Raw genomic sequence first — 21,273 nt, 5'->3', positions numbered from 1 at the left:
CCGCTATTTTTCTGCTATAATAAGACCCAGTAAGTTTAGAGAGGATGGAAGGATTTTTGGAGGAATTAGAAGAAAAGAAAGAGAAGAAACGGATTACTGTCCTTTTAACCCTATTGGCAATCCTTTTAGCAATTCTTGTAACAATAATTATCTTTTTTGTACGAACCAATCAACCAATGGCTCAAGCCAAAAAAGAAGCAACCGCAATTGCCAAAACTTCTGCTAATTTAGAAACAGTTGATAAATTTTACTGGTTTACACGTAAAAATACGTATTTTACTTTAACCGGCAAAAATGATAAAGGCACAGAGATTGTCGTGATTGTCCCTAAATCGGGAGAAAAAGTCACGGTCTTAAATCAAAAAGATGGTCAAACTGAACAACAAATAACAGACATTGTTGCTAAAGCCCATCCCGATGAATCGGTGATGAAAGCTACGTTAGGGCTTTATGATAAGCGCCCTGCATGGGAAGTGGTCACCGAAAATGATCAAGGAGTACTAACATATTATCTTATGAGCTTTGATAAAGGCGAAGAGATCAACGTTGTCAAAGATATTTAATTTAGATAGGTTTTGATGAAAGTGGGAGTGAAAGGTGTATGAACGTATCAAATCGAGCACAGCAATTGACTCCTTCTGTTACATTAGCAGCTGCCGCCAAAGCGAAAGCATTAAAAGCAAAAGGTGTAGATGTTTTAAGCTTAACGGTTGGGGAACCAGATTTTGTAACCCCGAAAAATATTCAAAAAGCAGCAATTGCTTCAATTGAGGATGGAAGAGCAAGTTATTACACACCTTCTGGCGGCATTCCTGAATTAAAGCAAGCGATTGTTTCTTATGTGGAACGAGAATATCAACTTCGTTATCAACCCAAGCAAGTTATTGTGACAGATGGTGCCAAATATGCGCTGTATCTATTATTTCAAGCCATTTTGAACGTTGGGGACGAAGTGATTATCCCTGTCCCTTATTGGGTAAGTTATGGTGAACAAGTCAAGTTAGCAGAAGGCAAGCCAGTATTTGTATCAAGCACGCAAGAGCAATCATTTAAAGTGTCAGTTGCACAATTAGAAGCTGTACGAACGGACAAAACAAAAGCAATCATTCTAAATTCACCATCTAACCCAACTGGTGTTATTTATACGGAAGAAGAATTACGCCAAATTGGTGAATGGGCAGTTGCTCATAATATCCTCATTATTGCAGATGATATTTATGGTCGTTTGGTGTACAATGGACATCGGTTCACACCAATTGCAACCATCTCAGAAGCAATTCGTCAACAGACAATCATTATTAATGGTGTTTCCAAAACATATGCAATGACAGGCTGGCGCATTGGTTTTGCAGTCGGTGATGAAAAAATTATTCAAGCAATGACACAACTCGCTTCACAATCCACCAGTAATCCAGTCGCAGTTAGCCAATATGCGGCAATTGAGGCTTTAACAGGTGAACAGTCGACAGTTGAAGACATGCGTCAGGCCTTTGAAAAACGCCTGAATCATATCTATCCAAAAGTAGCAGCTTTGCCAGGTGTTTCGCTAATAAAACCTGAAGGCGCCTTTTATCTATTCCCGAATGTCAAAAAAACATTAGAAATTTGTGGGTATGATAACGTGACTAATTGGGTGGAAGATTTATTACAAGAAGCGCATGTTGCTCTGGTAACGGGAGAGGGCTTTGGTGCACCAGAACATGTGCGGATGAGCTATGCGACAGATTTAATGACGTTAGAAAAAGCGATTGAGCGAATGAACGACTTTATAGAAAAGAAACGGATTCAGCACAACGCCTAAAAGAATAAACTAAGAAATGAACGGAGAGACAAACGTGGAACAAATTCAAATTATTGATTCAAACAAACATGTTGGAGAAACAGTAAAAATTGGCGCTTGGATTGCTAACAAACGCTCAAGCGGAAAAATTGCCTTTTTACAATTACGTGACGGGACAGCCTTTTTCCAAGGTGTCGTGTTCAAACCAAACTTCATTGAAGCCTTTGGTGAAGAAACTGGTACAGAAAAATTCCAAGAAATTAAACATTTATCACAAGAAACAGCAGTCATGGTTACTGGTGTTATCAAAGAAGATAGCCGTTCTAAATTCGGCTATGAAATGGATATCACTGATTTAGAAGTTGTTGGCGCTTCAGAAGATTACCCAATTACGCCGAAAGAACACGGCACAGATTTCTTAATGGATCATCGTCATTTATGGTTACGTTCAAGCAAACAACATGCAATCATGTTAGTTCGTAACGAAATTATTCGTGCTACTTACGAGTTCTTTAACGAACAAGGATTCATTAAAATTGACAGCCCAATTTTAACAGGCTCAGCACCAGAAGGCACAACAGAATTATTTGAAACAGATTACTTCGGACAACCAGCATTCTTATCACAAACAGGTCAATTATATGCAGAAGCTGGTGCGATGGCATTTGGAAAAGTCTTTACTTTTGGACCAACTTTCCGCGCGGAAAAATCCAAAACTCGTCGTCACTTAACGGAATTCTGGATGATTGAACCAGAAATGGCATACACAACTCATGAAGAATCACTAGATATTCAAGAAGCCTACGTAAAACATTTAATTAAATCAGTATTGAAAAATCAACAATATCCATTGGATGTTTTAGAACGTGATACAGCTTTACTGGAAAAATATGTTTCGGAACCATTCAAACGTATTACTTACGATGATGCGATTGATTTATTACAAAAAGAAGAAGCAAACAATGATTATGATCACATTGAATGGGGCGAAGACTTTGGTAGTCCACATGAAACCTTTATTTCAAATTACTATGGCGTCCCAACATTCATTTTAAATTATCCAAAAGCAATTAAAGCCTTCTATATGAAACCACATCCAACACGTGAAGATGTTGTAATTTGTGCCGATTTAATTGCGCCAGAAGGTTATGGTGAAATTATCGGTGGTTCAGAGCGTGCAACTGATTATGATTATTTGAAAGAAAAAGTAGCTGAGTTTGGCTTATCTGAAGAAGAATACAGCTGGTATTTAGATTTACGTAAATACGGTTCTGTGCCACATTCCGGCTTCGGGTTAGGTTTAGAACGTGCTGTTACGTTCATTACTGGTAATGAACATATTCGTGAAGCGATTCCGTTCCCACGTATGTTAAACCGTATTTATCCATAGAGAACAAATAAAAAAGAGAACTTCGGCAAAAGCCGAAGTTCTCTTTTTTAATTCTGCCATAATTTTTGCATCTGGTCCAAAATATCAATGACTTCTGTCGTGAAAAATAAGGAGCGGTTGGGTTGAGTACCTTTGATTGCTTCAACCATATTGTAGATTTCATAATTCATGGCTTCAGCTGAGTACCCAGAAACGATGGTCTCAACCGTACCGTCATTGTAGTGAACAATCGCTTCATCTGCGCGTGGATAATCTGTAATGGTAATATAGGCATCTTCAAAAGCAACAATTCCTTGCTTTGGCATTTTTGCTTGGAATGTTAATGAAATAGTCGCCAACTCATTTTCTTTATTCCGAAGCAATGTCACCGATTGTTCATCAACGCCAGTAGAGAAGGGAACCATGCTAGAAGCTAAAACGTCTGGCTGTGAGCTGAGAAACCAACGAGCAAACGAAACCGCATAAGTACCAATATCTAACAATGCGCCGCCTGCTAAGTCAGGATTAAAAAAGCGATTTTTAGGATCGGGTTCTTTGTAACTTCCAAAGGGTGCTTGAATCATTTTTAACTGACCAAATTTGCCAGCATCCATCAAGCGACGTAATTCGTCGTATAGTGGCATGTTAAAAATAGTCATGGCTTCTGCTAAAATAAGGTCATTTTTTTCTGCAACTGCCAAGGCTTGTTTTAATTCTGCCGCGTTCATCGTAATAGCTTTTTCACACAACACATGTTTTCCGGCCTGAAGCGCTTTTAAAATGTGTTCAGCATGTTGTTTATTTGGCACTGCTATATAAACAACATCGATTGTTTCATCTGCTAGCAATTCTTCATAAGAACCATAGGCTTTAGGGATTGAATAATCAGCGGCAAATTGTTCTGCTTTAGACAATGTCCGTGAAGCAACAGCTGCAAGTTGGCTAGTTTCTTGTTTAAACGTTGAAGCAAATTCGTGGGCAATCCCACCTAATCCTACGATGCCCCATTGATATAATTTTTTTGTCAAAAGAAGTCCTCCTAATCTATGCAATTTCTTCAAATCTTCTTCATTATTTATTATACTGTAAACAAGAGAAATTAGAAAACAAGGACAATTTTGTAAATATGATAAAATCCAGAGATAAAAAGATGCTTTTTTTAGAGAATTTCAGTAAAATAGAAAATGGAGGCGAATGATTATGCATCAAGTTTATGTAGATATTATTGTTGACGCAATTATTGAACAGTACCAAACAGAAGAAAATTTTTACTCCGCTTATCAAATTCAAGCAGCCGATTGGCAAGCTTGGAAAGAAGGCCAATTTGGTTTGGACAATGAAGTCATGCAAAAAATTAAGAATTTGTTTACGGATTATGAGTGGATGCTGACTCAAAAAATACTCCGCCAAACCATCTTATTTCCGGAAAAACGCAACCTAGCTGTTTCGGAATATAAACGGTTAAAAACAACAATTGCCAAAAAATGGTTACAATCTGATCTGGGCGTTGTAGAATTGATTCCTAATAATAAACAGGAACAAGAAATTGCTGCTGGTTATATTGATTTGAAAGTGACGCTGGCCTATGGTGAATGGGGCTTTGATGATATTATTACATTCCGGTTACCAGCTACGATTCAACGACAATTGGAAGGTTCAAAAGTTGAATTATTAGATTGGGTCAACGAAAATCTGATGGATACTTACGTAGGTGAATAACGAATAGGAAGGATGGTCTTTTGAAATACACAATTGCTGGGATTTTATCTGTGATTATTATGTTTGGTGCGGTAATTTTTGTCTTTTTTGGTAAAAAGCCAGTTGAAGAATCTGTTCACACATCAACTGAAACAACAGTGAAATCATCCACTAAAATTTCTGAAAGTAGTACAGTTTCTTCAACTGCTACCACTGAATCAAGTACTGAAATCACGAGCGTAAGCAGTGATGAAAGTTGATAATTTTCTGTGAAAATGATACAATTATTCGGTTATAGTAACAAATGAAATCAATCACGAAAGTGAAAGATAGTGAAACATTTTGTCGGAAAATAAAAGATGAAGTGGGGAATTAATGAAGTGAGCAACTATCAGAAAAAAAGAAAAAAGCAGCTGAATTTGCCAAAGTTATTCTTAGGCGTAGTTGTCGTCGGTTTGGCCTTTGTCTTTTCGTTATCTGTCCTTTCTGATTCAGATAAAGGACAAAGCGAGTCAGTCAATCGCCAAAATGAAAACATCTCAAAAGAAGAATTTGTTGCTGAAATCACACCGTATGCACGTGAATTACAAGAATCTTACGGGGTATTACCAAGTATTATTATGGGGCAAGCAGTTTTAGAATCAAATTTTGGACAAAGTCAATTAGCATCGAAATATAACAATCTTTTTGGGATTAAAGCATATGGCAATCAACCAAAAGTCAATTTAGAAACAAAAGAGTATGTCAATGAGGTCTGGATTACGATTCAGGGTGATTTTCGAGTTTATGACAATTGGGAAGAATCCATGCGAGATCATACCAAGTTATTTGTTGATGGGGTCGATTGGGATCCAAATTTATATGAAAAAGTCTTGTTAGCCAAAAATTATAAAGAGGCTGCACAAGCGCTTCAAGATGCTGGATACGCAACGGATCCTACATACGCTGATAAGATCATTCATGTAATTGAAGAATACAATTTAAATAAATACGACCGTTAAGCATGGAGGAACGATGACAATGAGCGAAAAGTGGATTCCAGAAATTATGACGCCGCTGAAACAAGATATTGTAAAAATGCCAGAGATTATTCGGCAAGCCAGTGGCATTAAAATTTTTGGCCGTAAAATAAAATCAATTATTTTTACGACAGATATTGCGATTATCCGCAATACGGATGCACAGGCAGTGATTGCTGTATATCCTTTTACACCGCATCCAGCGATTACAAAAGGCATTATTGAAGCAGCGGATATTCCTGTCTTTTCAGGAGTCGGCGGCGGTTTAACGCAAGGCATGCGTTCTGCTTATATGAGTTTATTTGCAGAAGCACAAGGCTCAATGGGTGTCGTTTTGAATGGTCCTACACCAATTGAAACAATTAAAATGGTGGATGAAGCAATCGATATTCCTATTATCAGCACAGTAACTTCTATTCATACGCCAATTGATGAAAAACTTGCGGCTGGCGTGGATATGATTAATATCAGTGCAGGAAAAGACACTGCAGCCACCGTACGCTATTTCCGTGGCAAGTATCCAGAATTACCGATTATTGCAACAGGAGGACCAACTGAATCGAGTATTCATGAAACCATTATCGCCGGAGCGAATGCTATTACATATACGCCCCCTAGTAACGGTGAATTATTCAGCAAAAAAATGAAAAAATATCGTGAACAAGAAAAAGCAACCGATGAAGAATAAAAAACGCTTTGGCAGCCGATCCTGCCAAAGCGTTTTTGGCTATTTAATGTTCGCTTTTACGGAACAATGGAAGAATGAACCAATTATTTGAAAATTCTAATGAAAAAAAGTTGTTAAACCATTGAAAGTTAGAGATTTTTGTACTATCCTAGAGAAACATAGAAGCTTGTATAAGGTCAAAATACGGTTGACCGTCTCTACCCAGCACCGTAAATGCTGGTCTATAAGTGAAGAAGAGCGGATAGCCCTTTTTTGCTTTGGCAAAATGGGCTTTTTTCTTTTGTTAGAACACGAATATAAATAGCACTTTGTTTTATTTCGTTCGTTTTTAACGAACCGTCCTTTCCTCAGGATGAGAACAAAGCATCTATCGAAAAATAAGTAAAGGAGTTCATATTGTGAAGGAATTAGTCGAACGTATTAAAAATGATGGCCGTGTATTAGGTGAAGGTGTTTTAAAAGTAGATAGTTTTATTACGCACCAAGTGGATCCAGAATTAATGGAGGCTATGGGTAATCGTTTTGCTGAGGTTTTCGCAGAAGCAGGCATTACCAAAGTAATTACAATTGAAGCATCAGGAATCGCTCCTGCCTTATACGCAGCGCAAAAATTAGGCGTGCCAATGATCTTCGCTCGTAAGGCAAAAAGTTTAACCATGGATGAAGAGCTCTTAACGGCTTCAGTTTATTCATTTACAAAACAAGTGACAAGTCAAATTTCCATTTCAAGAAAATTTTTATCTGATGCTGATAAAGTGTTGATTATTGATGACTTTTTAGCTAACGGACAAGCTGCTAAAGGATTGGTAGAATTATGCCAACAGGCTGGTGCAAAGGTTGAAGGAATTGGTATCGTAATTGAAAAATCATTCCAAGATGGTCGTCAGTTATTAGAAGACATGGGCTTAAATGTAGTCTCTTTAGCACGTATTGCTTCACTAAGTGAAGGAACGGTGACGTTTTTAGAGGAGGATGCATAATCTTGGAAACAAAACAATTGAATACACCACAACAGACGGAAACATCAAATGGAAAAGCCGCCGTTTTAGGATTGCAACATTTATTAGCGATGTACGCTGGGGCAGTTGCCGTACCTTTATTAATCGGAACCGGCTTGAATTTTGATTCGCAACAAATGACGTATTTGATTTCAATCGATATTTTTATGTGCGGCGTTGCGACACTTTTGCAATTAACGGTGAATAAGTTTTTTGGGATTGGTTTGCCAGTCGTTTTAGGTTGTGCCATTCAAGCAGTTGCGCCTTTAATCATGATTGGTACGAACAAAGGGGTTGGGGCAATTTACGGTTCAATTATTGCTTCGGGCATTTTTGTCGTTCTTATTGCAGGATTTTTCTCAAAAATTAAACGTCTATTTCCGCCTTTAGTCACCGGCACAGTCATTACAGTTATTGGTTTGACCTTAATTCCTGTTGCTGTTGAAAAAATGGGTGGCGGCTTAGCAACGGACAAAAGTTTTGGTGATCCTAAAAACTTGCTACTCGCATTTGTAACAATTGCCTTAATCATTGTTGTGCAAGTTTGGGGACGTGGCTTTATCAAGTCAATTGCCGTGTTAATCGGCCTAGTCGGTGGCACAATTTTAGCTGCGTTTCTGGGATTAGTGGATTTGTCTCCTGTTGGTCAAGCTACGTGGTTTCATTTTCCACAGCCATTTTATTTTGGCAAACCAACGTTTGATCTTTCTTCTATTGTGTTGATGATTATTATTTCAATTGTTAGTATGGTTGAATCAACAGGTGTTTATTTTGCCTTAGGAGACATTACAGGGAAGAAGATTGGCGAAGATGATTTACGTCGTGGGTATCATGCAGAAGGTTTAGCCGTCATTTTAGGAGGGATTTTTAATACGTTTCCTTATACAGGTTTCTCTCAAAATGTCGGGTTAGTTCAATTATCTGGGATCAAAACACGTCGACCAATTTATTTTTCTGCTTTTTTCTTAATTATTTTAGGCTTATTACCAAAAATTGGTGCGATGGCCCAAATTATCCCAGAGCCAGTTTTAGGCGGCGGAATGCTGGTTATGTTTGGAATGGTGGCTGTCCAAGGAATGCGCATGTTGTCAAAAGTTGACTACTCAAATGACAAAAATTTATTAATTATTGCCATCTCGATTGGCTTTGGTTTAGGCTTTAATATTATGCCGACGCTCTTTAATAAAGTACCAGAAACTGTTAGCATGTTTACTGGTAATGGAATTGTCATGAGCAGTATTACCGCAATTATTTTAAATCTTTTATTCAATGGTTTAAAAGAAACTTCAGAAAGTAACGAATAGTTTCAAAAAAGTATGATAGATAAGGTCAGGTGGCTTTTCTTTCATACTTTTTTGACCTCATCATCGTTTAGAAAAATTTAATGTTTTCATCCATTTGAAGAGAATAAGAGAAAAAAGCTTGGTTACAAAGAGACAAGTAGTAAGTTACCGCTGTTTTATCCTAAAGTAAGTTAATAAATTCTGATGAGAAAGCCTAATGGAAACACTGCTGGCACTTGAAGTTGAGCCTTTTTCCTTGTATCATGTAAAAAGAGCACTCTTAAAGGCTAGACTGCGACGAGAAACCGCAGAAGGATTTTAAGGATAAAACTGTGATGGAAAGTTGTGATGAACTTGGATAAACCACTATTACCTGGTCAAGTGATTGGTATCATTGGTGGCGGACATTTAGCAAAAATGATGGCCCTTAGTGCAAGAGAAATGGGGTTTCGAGTGGGTGTGCTAGATCCACAAATTGATTGTCCTGCTGCACAAGTTGCCGATTGGCAATTATTAGGAGCATATAATGATCCTGAAGCGTTAGAGAAATTGGCAAAACGTGCCCAAGTGATTACGTATGAATTTGAACATGCAGATGTTGATGCGTTAACAGCGATTCAACATTTAGCGAATATACCACAAGGAACAGACATTTTAGCGATTACGCAAGATCGCTTAATGGAAAAAAGTTTCTTGGAAGATAATAATATTGTGATTGCACCTTATGCAACGATTGTTAGTCCGACTGATATTCAAGAAGCAATTGATGGCATTGGCTACCCGTGTATCTTGAAGAACACGCGAGGGGAAGGTCGTTATGTACTACATAGTACTTCAGACTTAGCGCCATCCATGAATCTTCTAAGAGAAGGAACCTGTGTCTTGGAAGCTTGGATTCCTTACGAAAAAGAATTATCTGTTCTGATTTCTGGTAATGGTAGTGGCGAATTTGCGACATTTCCAGTTGTGGAAACAATTAAAAAAGAGCGTAAGCTACATGAAACGATTGCGCCAGCCCGAATTGATGACGAAGTCAGTGGCGAGTTGCAACGAATTGCTAAGGTGATTGCTAAAGCAGTTGGTTTAGTCGGCACCCTTTCAATTGAAATGTTTTATACAGAAACAGGCGGGATTTATGTAAATAAAATTTTACCTCGTCCAGAAGATGCTGGGAATTTTTCAATAGATGCTTGTTCTTTTAGCCAATATGATACGCATATTCGTGGTTTATGTAATTGGCTAATGCCAACGATTCAACTGTTGTCAGAAGCGGTTACGGTCAATGTGCTTGGGAATGAAGCCTATGAAACGATGGACATTATTAATGAACATCCAGATTGGCATTTCCACTATTATGGGCACAGTGAAGCAAAAGCGCAACGAGCGATGGGGCATATTACTATATTAACCAAAGAAATCGATGAAACACTGGAAGAAATTAAAGAAACAAAGATTTGGTCGTAATTATTTTTCAAAAATTGAGGAGTAAAGAGGGGATAAGGCACAATGATTGATCGTTATACAAGACCCGAAATGGGCGCAATTTGGACAGATGAGAACCGCTACAAGGCATGGCTAGAAGTTGAAATTTTGGCGGATGAAGCTTGGGCAGAACTTGGCGAAATTCCTAAAGAAGATGTACAAAAAATCCGAGAAAATGCATCATTTGATGTTGCACGTATTTTAGAAATTGAAGCAGAAACACGTCATGATGTTGTCGCTTTTACTCGTGCCGTTTCAGAAACGCTTGGTGAAGAGCGAAAATGGGTGCACTATGGGTTAACCAGCACAGATGTTGTGGATACTGCCTATGGTTATCTATTGAAACAGGCGAATGATATTTTACGGAAAGATTTACAAACATTTACGGAGATTGTCGGAGCCAAAGCCAAAGAGTATAAACATACGGTCATGATGGGAAGAACGCATGGTGTTCATGCAGAACCTACTACATTTGGTTTGAAATTAGCGTTGTGGTATTCTGAAATGAAACGCAACATTGAACGTTTTGAACATGCAGCCAAAGGTGTCGAAGCGGGTAAAATCAGTGGAGCCGTAGGTACCTTTGCCAATATTTCACCATTTGTTGAAGAATATGTTTGCGAACATTTGGGGATCCGTGCTCAAGAGATTTCGACACAAGTTTTACCACGTGATTTACATGCAGAATATGTTTCTGCCATGGCATTAATTGCGACAAGTATTGAAAAATTTGCAACAGAAATTCGTGGTCTACAAAAATCAGAAACGCGTGAAGTAGAAGAATTTTTTGCAAAAGGACAAAAAGGATCTTCGGCAATGCCGCATAAACGAAATCCAATTGGTTCTGAAAATATGACTGGTTTGGCACGTGTGATTCGTGGTCATGTCATTACTGCCTTTGAAAATGTGAGTTTATGGCATGAACGAGATATTTCTCACTCGTCTGCTGAACGGATTATTATTCCCGATACGACGATTTTGCTAAATTACATGTTGAATCGTTTTGGTAATATTGTCAAAAACTTAACGGTCTTCCCAGAAAATATGAAACGTAACATGGATGCGACCTATGGACTAATTTACAGCCAACGTGTCTTATTAAAATTGATTGACCATGGCATGACACGTGAAGAAGCGTATGATCTGGTCCAACCAAAAACAGCTTACGCATGGGATCATCAAACGGCGTTCCGTCCGTTGTTAGATGCGGATGAAAAAATTACTTCTGTCTTATCAAAAGAAGAACTAGATGATGCTTTTGATTACCATTATCATTTAAAAAACGTTGACACGATTTTTGAACGTGTTGGTTTAGGATAAAAAGAAATCAGCCAGAAAGAACCGCGTGTTTATTCTGGCTGTTTTTTTCAGAAAAAAAGTTGAAAAGTTATTTAGTAGAAATCAGAAGAAAAAGTGTTAAATTTTAGCGAGCAAACGTCAAAAGGTCAATGTATGACTCATACCTTTTGACGTTTGCTCGTTATTTGTTTTGTTGTTCTTTAGATTATAAAGGAGATATTTTTCAAAACAAGAGGGAATTTAGACGTTTTCATAGGGAGAAAGGGTCGCTAAACCCTTGTGGTATAAGAAGATACTGTTTTTTTTATTATAGGTTTAAAAATTCAAAATTATTTTTTGTGTGTCTTCAGATATAATGAGTCTATTAACGGTAATTCTTAAAAAAAAAGGGGGAAAGTTGGTTGAAATGAAATTGTCACAAGTCATAAATAAGACTACAGGGGATGGAGTGAAAGTATTTAGCTATCTCTGTTTTATAATTATTTATTATCTAATCTTCTTACATTTCGAAGTTGCTTTAGCGCAACAACCTGAGTCAAAGCCGCTAGCAGGTTTTACAGTTGAAAGTGTGATACCAGATAATCAGCTAGATAAGAACCAAACTTATTTTTATTTAGGCGTTCAGCCAAGTAGTCAGCAGATTATTCAAGTGAAAATCAGAAGTTTGCAGAAAGAACCAGTCACTGTCGCTTTAAGTATTCATGATGCGGTTAACGGAATGGGAGGACAGATTGACTATACGCAGACGAGCCCCACACTAGATTCTAGTTTGACAAATTCCATTACGCAAATTGTTCATTTACAAAATAAGGAAGCTACGGTCACTGTAAAAAATTTTGAAGAAAAAATAGTAAATTATGAAATTAGAACGCCTAAAGAGCCATTTCCGGGAGTTAAATTAGGTGCACTGCGATTTGTCAAACAACCAGAGGATGAATCATTAAAAAGTAATCAATTTACATCAACCTATGCGTATACTATTTCAATCATGCTGACAGAAGATAAACAGCCATTTGATGAAGGAGCAGAATTGAAACTAAAAAAAGTTGATACAACGATCAGCGGTGGCCTACCTGTTGTTCAAGCAACATTCCAAAATCGACAACCAAAAGTTATGAAAGGAGCAACAATTACCAACTGGTTAACCAAAAAAGGTCAGTCAAAAGAGTTACTAAAAAAAGTACAAGCGGATGTGTCAGTGGCACCTAATTCTCTATTAGCTATGGATTTATCATTGAATGAAGTCGCCCTTTCACCGGGAACGTATACTTTTCATAGTCAAGCCAGCGCTGGTAATCAAGAATGGCACTGGCGAAAAGATTTTACAATCACACAATTGCATGTAAAACAATGGTCGGCTAGTACATCTTCAGCAAAAAGCCAACCGCATTCGTTAATAGTTCTTAGCGCATTGTGTCTTGTTACAATTAGCGTTTATTTTTATCTTAAAAAGAGTAGAACAAAATAAAGGAATAAAAAGGAAAAGAAGGTGTTGGTTATGAATAAGAAACCGAGTTGTCTTATTTGTGTCATAGTCATATTATTAGGAACGATGATTTTACCAATTAATGGCTTAGCTGAGGGGGCTAAGTCGACAACAGTAACGAGTGAAATGCAACAAATTATTGAAGATTCATTACCTAAGTTATCAGAGCCATCACAACAAGCGACAGAAACAACAGATTCTTCAACAAGAACAACGGAAACAACAGATTCTTCAAGTGAAACAACTCAAGAAACGAAAGAAGTAGAAACTGTTTCTTTTACTTGGTCTCAACAGGAACCAGAACGGCAAGTGACTGCGGGAACAGATTTTTATCTAAAAATAACTAGCAATGTAACCTGGGCGGAAATACAATTGCCTCAGGAAATTCAATATAATCCCCAAAAAAATCAACAATTGAAGGAGCATAGTTCTTATAATCAAGAACAACATAGCTTGGTTTTAAGAGACTTAGCGCAGTTGAGGGAGAGTTACCTGCTGTTAACTACAACAAAAGCAGGAACCTTCACCTTGTCAGTCAAAGATAAAAATCAAGAAATTTTGACTAAAAATTTAGAAGTGATGGTTGCGAAAGAGCAAATTCCTGAGCCTCAAAAGACACAGGAGAGCAGTGTTAAGAAGCAAACGAAGGAAAACAAAAAAAATAGCCTTGTCGTTAAATCTAAAACTATTGCCTCAAAAGCGAATGGGATTACAGTCGGTTTGACTGCGCCCACCACTTATCGCACATATACCGACCCTACGACCGGAACAGCACCAGATTACTTAACGGTTTCTTTGCCAGTTTCCATCAGCCAAGCGGGGCTGACCGGCCTTTCGATTGAGCTTCCTTATGGCTTTTATCCAAGTAAAAGCGACCCGGTTTTTAAAGACTTTGATAATACAGCACCCATTTTTTCGTTGGTGACACCTAGTACCCCTAGTGCCAACTCAATTGTGGCGTCGTATGTAAATGATACCACCAACAAAAAGTTGATTATTCGTTTGAAAGAAACTAAGACAACATTAGAGACGATTAATTTACGGTTTAAATTTAATAGTGTCTATGATGCCAAAATCCCTCCTGAACAAATCGTGTGGAATAATCTCCAAGCGAAGGTATTTGATAATACCGGTAAGCAAATGGCAAGTTCAGCGGCAAATAAAACCGTAAAAAATAGCTTGAGTTCTGGACATTTAAGTGTATCTTCTACTTATGGAGTTCCTAGTAACGACAGCTATTTTGATGGTGATATTACTATGTCAAATATTACTTATCGGTTCACTTATGTCGGTAGTGGTACGAAGTTAGATCCTAGTTATGATCATCAAGTCTATGTTGAAATTCCAACAGGAGCTACATTAACAGGAGTGCTTGCCAATGCTTTACTAAAGACAGGGATAACAAATGTACAAGATCCTAGTGTCCCAGTTGGTTTCACTCGGTACTATCAGAAATTAGCAATCCTCTCACCAAACGTTTTAGAACCTAACCCACCAATTCAAACTCTTTTAAATTATTACTATACAAGAGTTACTTTAAATAAAATTTATTCAGAGGGTAGTTCTTTTTCCATAAATTTTGGAATGAAGGTAAAATACCTAAATGGGAAAGTAAATACTTTCACCAGTACGAAAAGTTATATAAAACGTTCTAGACCAGATTTTCAGTTGTCAGGAACAGGTGCTCATGGTGGTGTTGCAGGTTCAACTACAGCAGTTAATAACTTAGACAATTTAGCGACAGCAGGAAGTTATGATGCTTTTGGACGTTCTTCATTTAATTACTCTTACACTATTAAGAATACTGGAACTAAGGCGATTCAAGGCGTGAAATATACATTACAACAATCAACTGCAGGATCAGCTAAAGCCAACTTTGCTAATTTATCTATTACTGGTGTTACTGATGGAGTGAGTGCACCAGCCTATTATCGTGTTTGGTATCGTATTATAAATGCTACAACCGGAGCGGGTCGTTCTGATTGGAGTAGTACACCAGCTAAGGTTGGTATCTTTAGTCCTGCTTTACCTACTTTAGCAGCCAACGAGTATATTTCAGCAATTTATGTCATTCCGATGGGAACCGATGGCACAACAGCCAATTCGTTACCTCCAGGGAATGGGATGTATCTTAGATATAACATTAAAAGTTGGCCTACTGGGAGGTGGCCAGATGGAACAATGCTTTCTAAGAAATCCAATCCAATAACCTTTGGAGCCACAATGCAGTACCAAGATGCAACTGGTTCTCCTACAACATTTAAATTAAGAGATCACGTCGTATATTATAATAAAGGAGTAACGTTAAATGTTTCTGCTAACTTGACCAGTGCTAATAGTAAAAATAAACTACCTGGAGACACGATTAACTATGAAATAATTGGGAGAAATAATGCCCACTATACAACTACTTCTTTTGGGGATTGGGAGAATCCAATTATTACAATTAAAGTTCCCAAACAGTTACGATTAAAGGCTACCACAAAAAAAGATTTTATTGATGACAGTAATCAAATTACCTATCCAGCTTCGGTGACAGTTGAAACTTTACCTATCAAGGACACTGGTTACAATTATTATCGTTTTAAGACGTCCAGCACTGCTTATAAGTCTAAAGTAGCGAGAGAGAGTAGTATTTTTCGGATTCCTTTAGAATTTATAGTTGATAGTTCAGCCGCTTCTGGAAGTTATCAGATTCCTTATGTAGCATATAGTAGTTCTAAGGCAGCTGATTTCTTTACTGGCGTACCTGGGCAGTTAGATGCTGAAGAGGCTAAAAAAATTGGCTTAGATAACACTAATGAAAATAGCTACGTGATGAACGCATCTACTGGTAGCAACATCGGTTTTTCTGTCGTTGATGCTTCAAAACTAGATAGCGCGACGAATGCACGTGGATCGGCGACTCAAACTTGGTCTAACAGTAATATCTTTGCTGTTGAACCTAAGGGAACACCACAGATGCAAACAGTTATTAAAAATTCTGGAAATACGGAATTTACCAGTGTCCGTTTGTATAATATTTTACCTTCAGAAACAGATGGACGTGGTTCAACGGGTAGCCTTGGATTCACTAACTTAACCAGTAATAATGGAACAGTGAAAGTATACTATACAACCAAGCCAGTTTCACAATTGCCAACTTATGCTGGCAATGACTTGCAGACTTGGACTGCTACAAAATTAACTAGTCTAGGCTTTACCACAACGAAACCCGTTGATGCTACAACTATTACGGCTGTGTATGTTGATTTTGGTACAACTACTATTAAACCAAATGAAACTCTAGATGCAGTCATGAACTTTTTAGTACCCGATGCGGACAATCAAAAAGCACTTAATCAATTTCAGTATTCTGCTAAAGAAGTGAAAGCTGGTGCGACTTTGACCGCAGTCAGTGATCAAATTATCTTTAGTACAGAATTTGCTCAAGTAGCCTATGAACAAAATTTACCAAGTGTTATTGTGCCAGGAAGTGGCGTTAAAGGTCTACCTTCTCCGCAAACGATTCAGTTAGATGTGAATGGTGCTGGAAAAGTTGTTATTCCCACAACAAAACCAACACTTAGTGGTTATACTTTTGTGGAATGGCAAGATGTTGCAATGGCAACCAAAAAGTATCAACCGGGTGTAACGATTAACTTTACGTCTACTTCAACTACTACAAAAATAACACTGAAAGCTATTTGGAAACCCATCTCAGTGAATGTGACTTTTAATGCCAATGGGGGCTCAGGTGGTACAGCTGCTAAAGCATATACTTTTGGGACGGCAGTTAATTTAAGCACCGTTGCGAAACCAACAAGAACAGGTTACACTTTCCAAGGTTGGGCTACAACAGCCAACGCCGCAACCCCAAATATTACAACAAATCCTCTCGTTAATTATACTTCAGCTAGGACCTATTATGCTGTTTGGAAAGGAAATAGCTATACTGTGAAGTTTGATGCTAATGGAGGAACTGGTACGATGCCTAGTACGAGTTTTGTTTATGGAATAGGTAAGCCATTACCAGCCAATACTTTTACAAAAGAGAGTAATACATTTCTTGGTTGGGCAAGGACGCGAGCAAGTGAAGTTGTGTATACAGATAAACAAATAGTTTCAATATTAACTGCTACTAATAATGGAACTGTAACGTTATATGCGAAATGGAGTGGACAACGGCCTGTATTGATGGGGACACCAAGTACTTTTGATTTTGGGAAACAAGCTATTTCGCCGATGACAAAAAATTACGGATTAAATTCAGCAAACTATGTAGGAAGTCCCGAATTACAACAAGCTGGTTTTAAGTTACGTCTAGAAGATAATCGACCAATCAGCACAGGTTGGAAATTAAACGTTAGTTTATCTGAATTTAAAGATAGTACTGGTAAATCTTTACCACAAGGAGAAGGGATTACCTTGAACTTTGCGAACACTCAACTTCAAAAAGTTCAATATGCTAATACAACCGTGGAATCAGTAACTAATAGTTTTACCAATGGACCGACGTTAGGTTCTCAAGCTTTTCGATCAGGTGCAACAGCCCAATCAATAATCACAGCAACTGGAACACAAGGAAGTGGAACTTGGCAACTATATTTTCCTTTTGAAGAGATAAAATTAACTGTGCCTGCAAATGTAGGAGAAATATCAAAAGTATATCAATCTACAGTAATCTGGTCCTTGGACGATGTAGTCTAATCTTAGTATGTTTTACTTAGAAGGAAAGTTAATTGTATTAGGGGAAATGCTTCTGAAGAAAAATATAAGTTTTACAGTAACATTAAAAAACAAACGTATTGTTAAATACGTTTGTTTTTTTCTATACTTTTTTCGATTTATCCTTTATAATGTAACTTAAATAGTTACATTAACTATTTAATGCAAACAAAGGAGGAGAAGTATGGATAAACAACAGCGAGGCATTCAAGTGATTAGAATTTGGCTAGGGGTGACGATGCTAATTCATGGAGTGATGAAAGTAACGTCATTGGAAGATACTTTAGCGTTTTTTGGTAGTATTGGTTTGCCAAGTCTTTTTGTTTATGGTGTAGCAGCAATTGAATTAATTGGTGGATTATTTATGATTATTGGCTTTTTAATTCCTTTGGTATCAGTAGGATTCATAGCAGTTTTAGTCGGAGCTATTTTTTCTTTTGGTTTGGCAAGTGGTTTTAGTGGTTATGAGTACGAATTATTTTTAGCGATAACCAGTTTGGCTATTTTGGTTAGCTATGCCGATAAAAAGTATCTTACGTTAAAACTTTATTTTTAATAAATCAAAGCAATAAAGAGTTGGTCAAACTAGTTGTGATTGCGAAAAAGCCCTAAAACAGTGATATTTAGTTGTTTTAGGTTTTTTTTATCAAAAAGGTCAAAAAAGGTCAATTTATTTATTGACCTTTACTGACCAATGGGGTATAATAAATTTATAAGGTTTACGAATACCTTAACTTTTGAAGAAATCCATCAAAAGTCGGATAATAATAATTGTAAAGAATGTTAAAATAAAAAAGACAAAATAATAAACGGGAGGGATCGTTTATGAATATTGAAAAAATGACAACCACGCTTCAAGAGGCGATTGCTGAAGCTCAAAAAGTTGCGGTGACACGGCAACATCAAGAAATTGATATCGCACATTTATGGAAAATTTTTCTTCAACCAAACCATTTTGGACGTAATTTTTACACAGATGCTGGTTTAGATGTTGACGCATTTGAACGAGAAGTAGATAACGCGTTAGATGAATATCCAAGTGTGGCGGGCGGTAATGTGCAATATGGTCAAAATTTAAGTCAAAATTTGTTCCATTTATTGCAAGAAGCTGATTCACTTCGAGAAGAATTCCAAGATGAATTTTTATCAACCGAAATTGTACTTTTAGCTTTAATGAAATTGAAAAATTATCGTTTAACAAAATATTTAATGCAACAAGGCATTACGGAAAAAGAGTTAAGAAAAAATATTGAAGAGATGAGAGGAGGAGATCGTGTGACTTCTCAAAACCAGGAAGAACAATATAAAGCACTAGAAAAATACGGTGTTGACTTAGTACAACAAGTAAAAGCAGGAAAACAAGATCCAATCATTGGTCGTGACGAAGAAATTCGTGACGTTATTCGGATTTTATCAAGAAAAACTAAAAATAATCCAGTCTTAATTGGTGAACCAGGTGTTGGTAAAACAGCGATTGTTGAAGGATTAGCACAACGAATCGTTCGTAAAGATGTCCCCGAAAACTTAAAAGATAAAACCATTTTTTCTTTAGATATGGGCGCCTTAATTGCGGGAGCAAAATTCCGTGGCGAATTTGAAGAACGGTTAAAAGCTGTTTTAAAAGAAGTGAAAAAAAGTGATGGCAAAATCATTTTATTCATTGATGAAATTCATAATATCGTCGGAGCTGGTAAAACAGAAGGCAGTATGGACGCCGGGAATTTATTAAAACCGATGCTAGCACGTGGTGAATTGCATTTAATCGGTGCCACAACGCTTGATGAATATCGCCAATATATGGAAAAAGATAAAGCCTTAGAACGTCGTTTCCAAAAAGTATTAGTCAAAGAACCAACAGTAGAAGATACAATTTCTATTTTGCGTGGCTTAAAAGAACGATTTGAAATTCACCACGGCGTGAATATTCATGACAATGCTTTAGTTGCTGCCGCTACTTTATCCGATCGCTATATTACTGATCGTTTCTTACCAGATAAAGCGATTGACTTAGTCGATGAAGCAAGCGCAACGATTCGAGTGGAAATGAATTCGATGCCAACAGAGCTCGACCAAGTAACACGTCGGTTAATGCAACTAGAAATTGAAGAAGCGGCCTTGAAAAAAGAATCGGATGATGCAAGTAAAAAACGGTTAGCCAACTTGCAAGAAGAATTAGCAGATTTGCGTGAAGAAGCCAACTCAATGAAAATGCAATGGGAAACGGAAAAAGAAGAAGTTAATGCGGTTTCCAATAAACGTGCAGAGATTGATAAAGCAAAACACGAATTAGAAGATGCTGAAAATAATTATGATTTAGAACGAGCTGCTGTTTTGCGTCATGGAACAATTCCGCAATTAGAACATGAATTGAAAGAATTGGAAGAAAAGAACGCTAAAGATAACGTCAAAATGGTACAAGAATCGGTTACTGAAAACGAAATTGCGCAAGTGGTCGGTCGTTTAACCGGCATTCCTGTGACAAAATTAGTTGAAGGCGAACGAGAAAAATTAATGAAACTGAATGAAACATTACACAAACGTGTGATTGGTCAAGATGAAGCCGTCGATGCTGTTAGTGATGCGGTAATTCGTTCAAGAGCAGGCTTACAAGATCCAAATCGCCCACTCGGTTCGTTCCTTTTCTTAGGACCAACTGGTGTTGGTAAAACAGAACTTGCTAAAGCCTTAGCTGAAGATTTGTTTGATTCTGAAGATCATATGGTACGGATTGACATGAGTGAATACATGGAAAAACATGCCGTGTCTCGTTTGGTTGGTGCTCCTCCAGGCTATGTTGGTTATGAAGAAGGTGGCCAGTTAACAGAAGCTGTTCGTCGAAACCCTTATACAATTGTCTTATTAGACGAAATTGAAAAAGCGCACCCAGATGTCTTTAATATCTTATTACAAGTTTTAGATGATGGACGTTTGACAGATTCTAAAGGTCGGGTCGTTGATTTTAAAAATACAGTTTTAATTATGACAAGCAACATCGGTTCTCAGCTTTTACTGGAAGGTGTGACACCTGAAGGAACAATTCCCGAAGAAGTTGAAAATCAAGTCATGAATATTCTAAAAGGACACTTTAAACCAGAGTTCTTAAACAGAATTGATGATACCATTTTATTCACACCATTAAGCTTGGATAATGTGAAAGGAATCATTGGTAAAATGACCGCACAACTTGCTCATCGTTTAGAGCAACAAGAAATTGTGTTGGAAATCACTGATGAAGCTAAAACATGGATTGCTGAAAATGGGTATGAGCCAGCTTATGGAGCTCGTCCGTTAAAACGTTTCATTACTCGCGAAGTCGAAACACCATTAGCAAAAGAAATTGTTTCTGGACGAGTAATGCCAAAAACAAAAGTCACGATTAGTCTATTAGACAATCAATTAGTTTTTGAAAATGAACCAATAGAAGAAGTGTAAAAAAAAGAACGAGCGAATTCGCTCGTTCTTTT

Annotated in this window: 16 protein-coding genes and 1 riboswitch; of the genes, 15 read left to right on the top strand and 1 reads right to left on the bottom strand. The window is 37.4% G+C overall.

Annotation, left to right across the window (positions count from 1 at the left end):
• The first annotated feature begins 44 nt into the window (after positions 1-44).
• Genes IGJ41_RS09620 through asnS form a run of 3 tightly spaced genes read left to right on the top strand, consistent with a single transcriptional unit; the run spans position 45 to position 3,170 of the window.
• On the top strand, positions 45-563 hold the full coding sequence (locus tag IGJ41_RS09620; protein ID WP_002382785.1) for a cell wall elongation regulator TseB-like domain-containing protein: 519 nt from the start codon (positions 45-47) through the stop codon (positions 561-563).
• Between the two features lie 38 nt (positions 564-601).
• Positions 602-1,801: a pyridoxal phosphate-dependent aminotransferase gene (locus IGJ41_RS09615; protein ID WP_002359774.1), complete on the top strand. Its 1,200-nt coding sequence runs from the start codon at positions 602-604 to the stop codon at positions 1,799-1,801.
• 16 nt (positions 1,802-1,817) lie between these two features.
• Complete coding sequence (gene asnS, locus IGJ41_RS09610; protein WP_025190926.1) at positions 1,818-3,170, top strand: asparagine--tRNA ligase; 1,353 nt, start codon at positions 1,818-1,820, stop codon at positions 3,168-3,170.
• Positions 3,171-3,217: 47 nt separating this feature from the next.
• Here the strand turns inward: asnS and IGJ41_RS09605 are convergent, their stop codons facing one another.
• Entirely contained in the window at positions 3,218-4,177 is a 960-nt protein-coding gene (locus tag IGJ41_RS09605) for a Gfo/Idh/MocA family protein (protein WP_002382786.1), read from the bottom strand.
• 166 nt (positions 4,178-4,343) lie between these two features.
• Between IGJ41_RS09605 and IGJ41_RS09600 the strand changes: the two genes are divergently transcribed.
• From IGJ41_RS09600 to clpB, 12 genes are all read left to right on the top strand, one after another.
• Positions 4,344-4,868 (top strand): hypothetical protein, encoded by a 525-nt coding sequence (locus tag IGJ41_RS09600; RefSeq protein ID WP_002382789.1) that lies wholly within the window; start codon positions 4,344-4,346, stop codon positions 4,866-4,868.
• Positions 4,869-4,927: 59 nt separating this feature from the next.
• Positions 4,928-5,107: a hypothetical protein gene (locus IGJ41_RS09595; RefSeq protein ID WP_002384259.1), complete on the top strand. Its 180-nt coding sequence runs from the start codon at positions 4,928-4,930 to the stop codon at positions 5,105-5,107.
• A gap of 99 nt (positions 5,108-5,206) precedes the next feature.
• Positions 5,207-5,848, top strand: coding sequence for a glycoside hydrolase family 73 protein (locus IGJ41_RS09590; protein ID WP_002366997.1), 642 nt, complete (start codon positions 5,207-5,209; stop codon positions 5,846-5,848).
• A 19-nt stretch (positions 5,849-5,867) separates the two neighbouring features.
• A complete protein-coding gene (locus tag IGJ41_RS09585) occupies positions 5,868-6,554 on the top strand; it encodes a hydrolase (RefSeq protein ID WP_002356802.1) in 687 nt (228 codons plus the stop codon).
• A gap of 146 nt (positions 6,555-6,700) precedes the next feature.
• Positions 6,701-6,798: riboswitch (purine riboswitch) on the top strand.
• Positions 6,799-6,952: 154 nt separating this feature from the next.
• Positions 6,953-7,534, top strand: coding sequence for a xanthine phosphoribosyltransferase (locus IGJ41_RS09580; protein WP_002356804.1), 582 nt, complete (start codon positions 6,953-6,955; stop codon positions 7,532-7,534).
• A gap of 2 nt (positions 7,535-7,536) precedes the next feature.
• Positions 7,537-8,856 (top strand): nucleobase:cation symporter-2 family protein, encoded by a 1,320-nt coding sequence (locus IGJ41_RS09575; RefSeq protein WP_002398789.1) that lies wholly within the window; start codon positions 7,537-7,539, stop codon positions 8,854-8,856.
• A 327-nt stretch (positions 8,857-9,183) separates the two neighbouring features.
• A complete protein-coding gene (gene purK, locus IGJ41_RS09570) occupies positions 9,184-10,299 on the top strand; it encodes a 5-(carboxyamino)imidazole ribonucleotide synthase (protein WP_438714332.1) in 1,116 nt (371 codons plus the stop codon).
• 42 nt (positions 10,300-10,341) lie between these two features.
• Positions 10,342-11,637 (top strand): adenylosuccinate lyase, encoded by a 1,296-nt coding sequence (gene purB, locus IGJ41_RS09565; RefSeq protein ID WP_002356808.1) that lies wholly within the window; start codon positions 10,342-10,344, stop codon positions 11,635-11,637.
• A gap of 385 nt (positions 11,638-12,022) precedes the next feature.
• Positions 12,023-13,084 (top strand): DUF916 and DUF3324 domain-containing protein, encoded by a 1,062-nt coding sequence (locus tag IGJ41_RS09560; protein ID WP_142960909.1) that lies wholly within the window; start codon positions 12,023-12,025, stop codon positions 13,082-13,084.
• Positions 13,085-13,114: 30 nt separating this feature from the next.
• Positions 13,115-17,791, top strand: coding sequence for a WxL domain-containing protein (locus IGJ41_RS09555; protein ID WP_438714330.1), 4,677 nt, complete (start codon positions 13,115-13,117; stop codon positions 17,789-17,791).
• A 202-nt stretch (positions 17,792-17,993) separates the two neighbouring features.
• Entirely contained in the window at positions 17,994-18,365 is a 372-nt protein-coding gene (locus IGJ41_RS09550; RefSeq protein ID WP_002362881.1) for a DoxX family protein, read from the top strand.
• Positions 18,366-18,634: 269 nt separating this feature from the next.
• Positions 18,635-21,241: an ATP-dependent chaperone ClpB gene (gene clpB / locus IGJ41_RS09545; RefSeq protein ID WP_002356811.1), complete on the top strand. Its 2,607-nt coding sequence runs from the start codon at positions 18,635-18,637 to the stop codon at positions 21,239-21,241.
• Positions 21,242-21,273 lie beyond the last annotated feature (32 nt).

It is taken from the genome of Enterococcus sp. DIV1537a (genome assembly GCF_051712085.1).
GTDB classification, from domain to species: Bacteria; Bacillota; Bacilli; order Lactobacillales; family Enterococcaceae; genus Enterococcus; species Enterococcus faecalis.
Note: the sequence above shows the minus strand (reverse complement) of the source record. Positions and strands in the feature narration are given on the sequence as shown.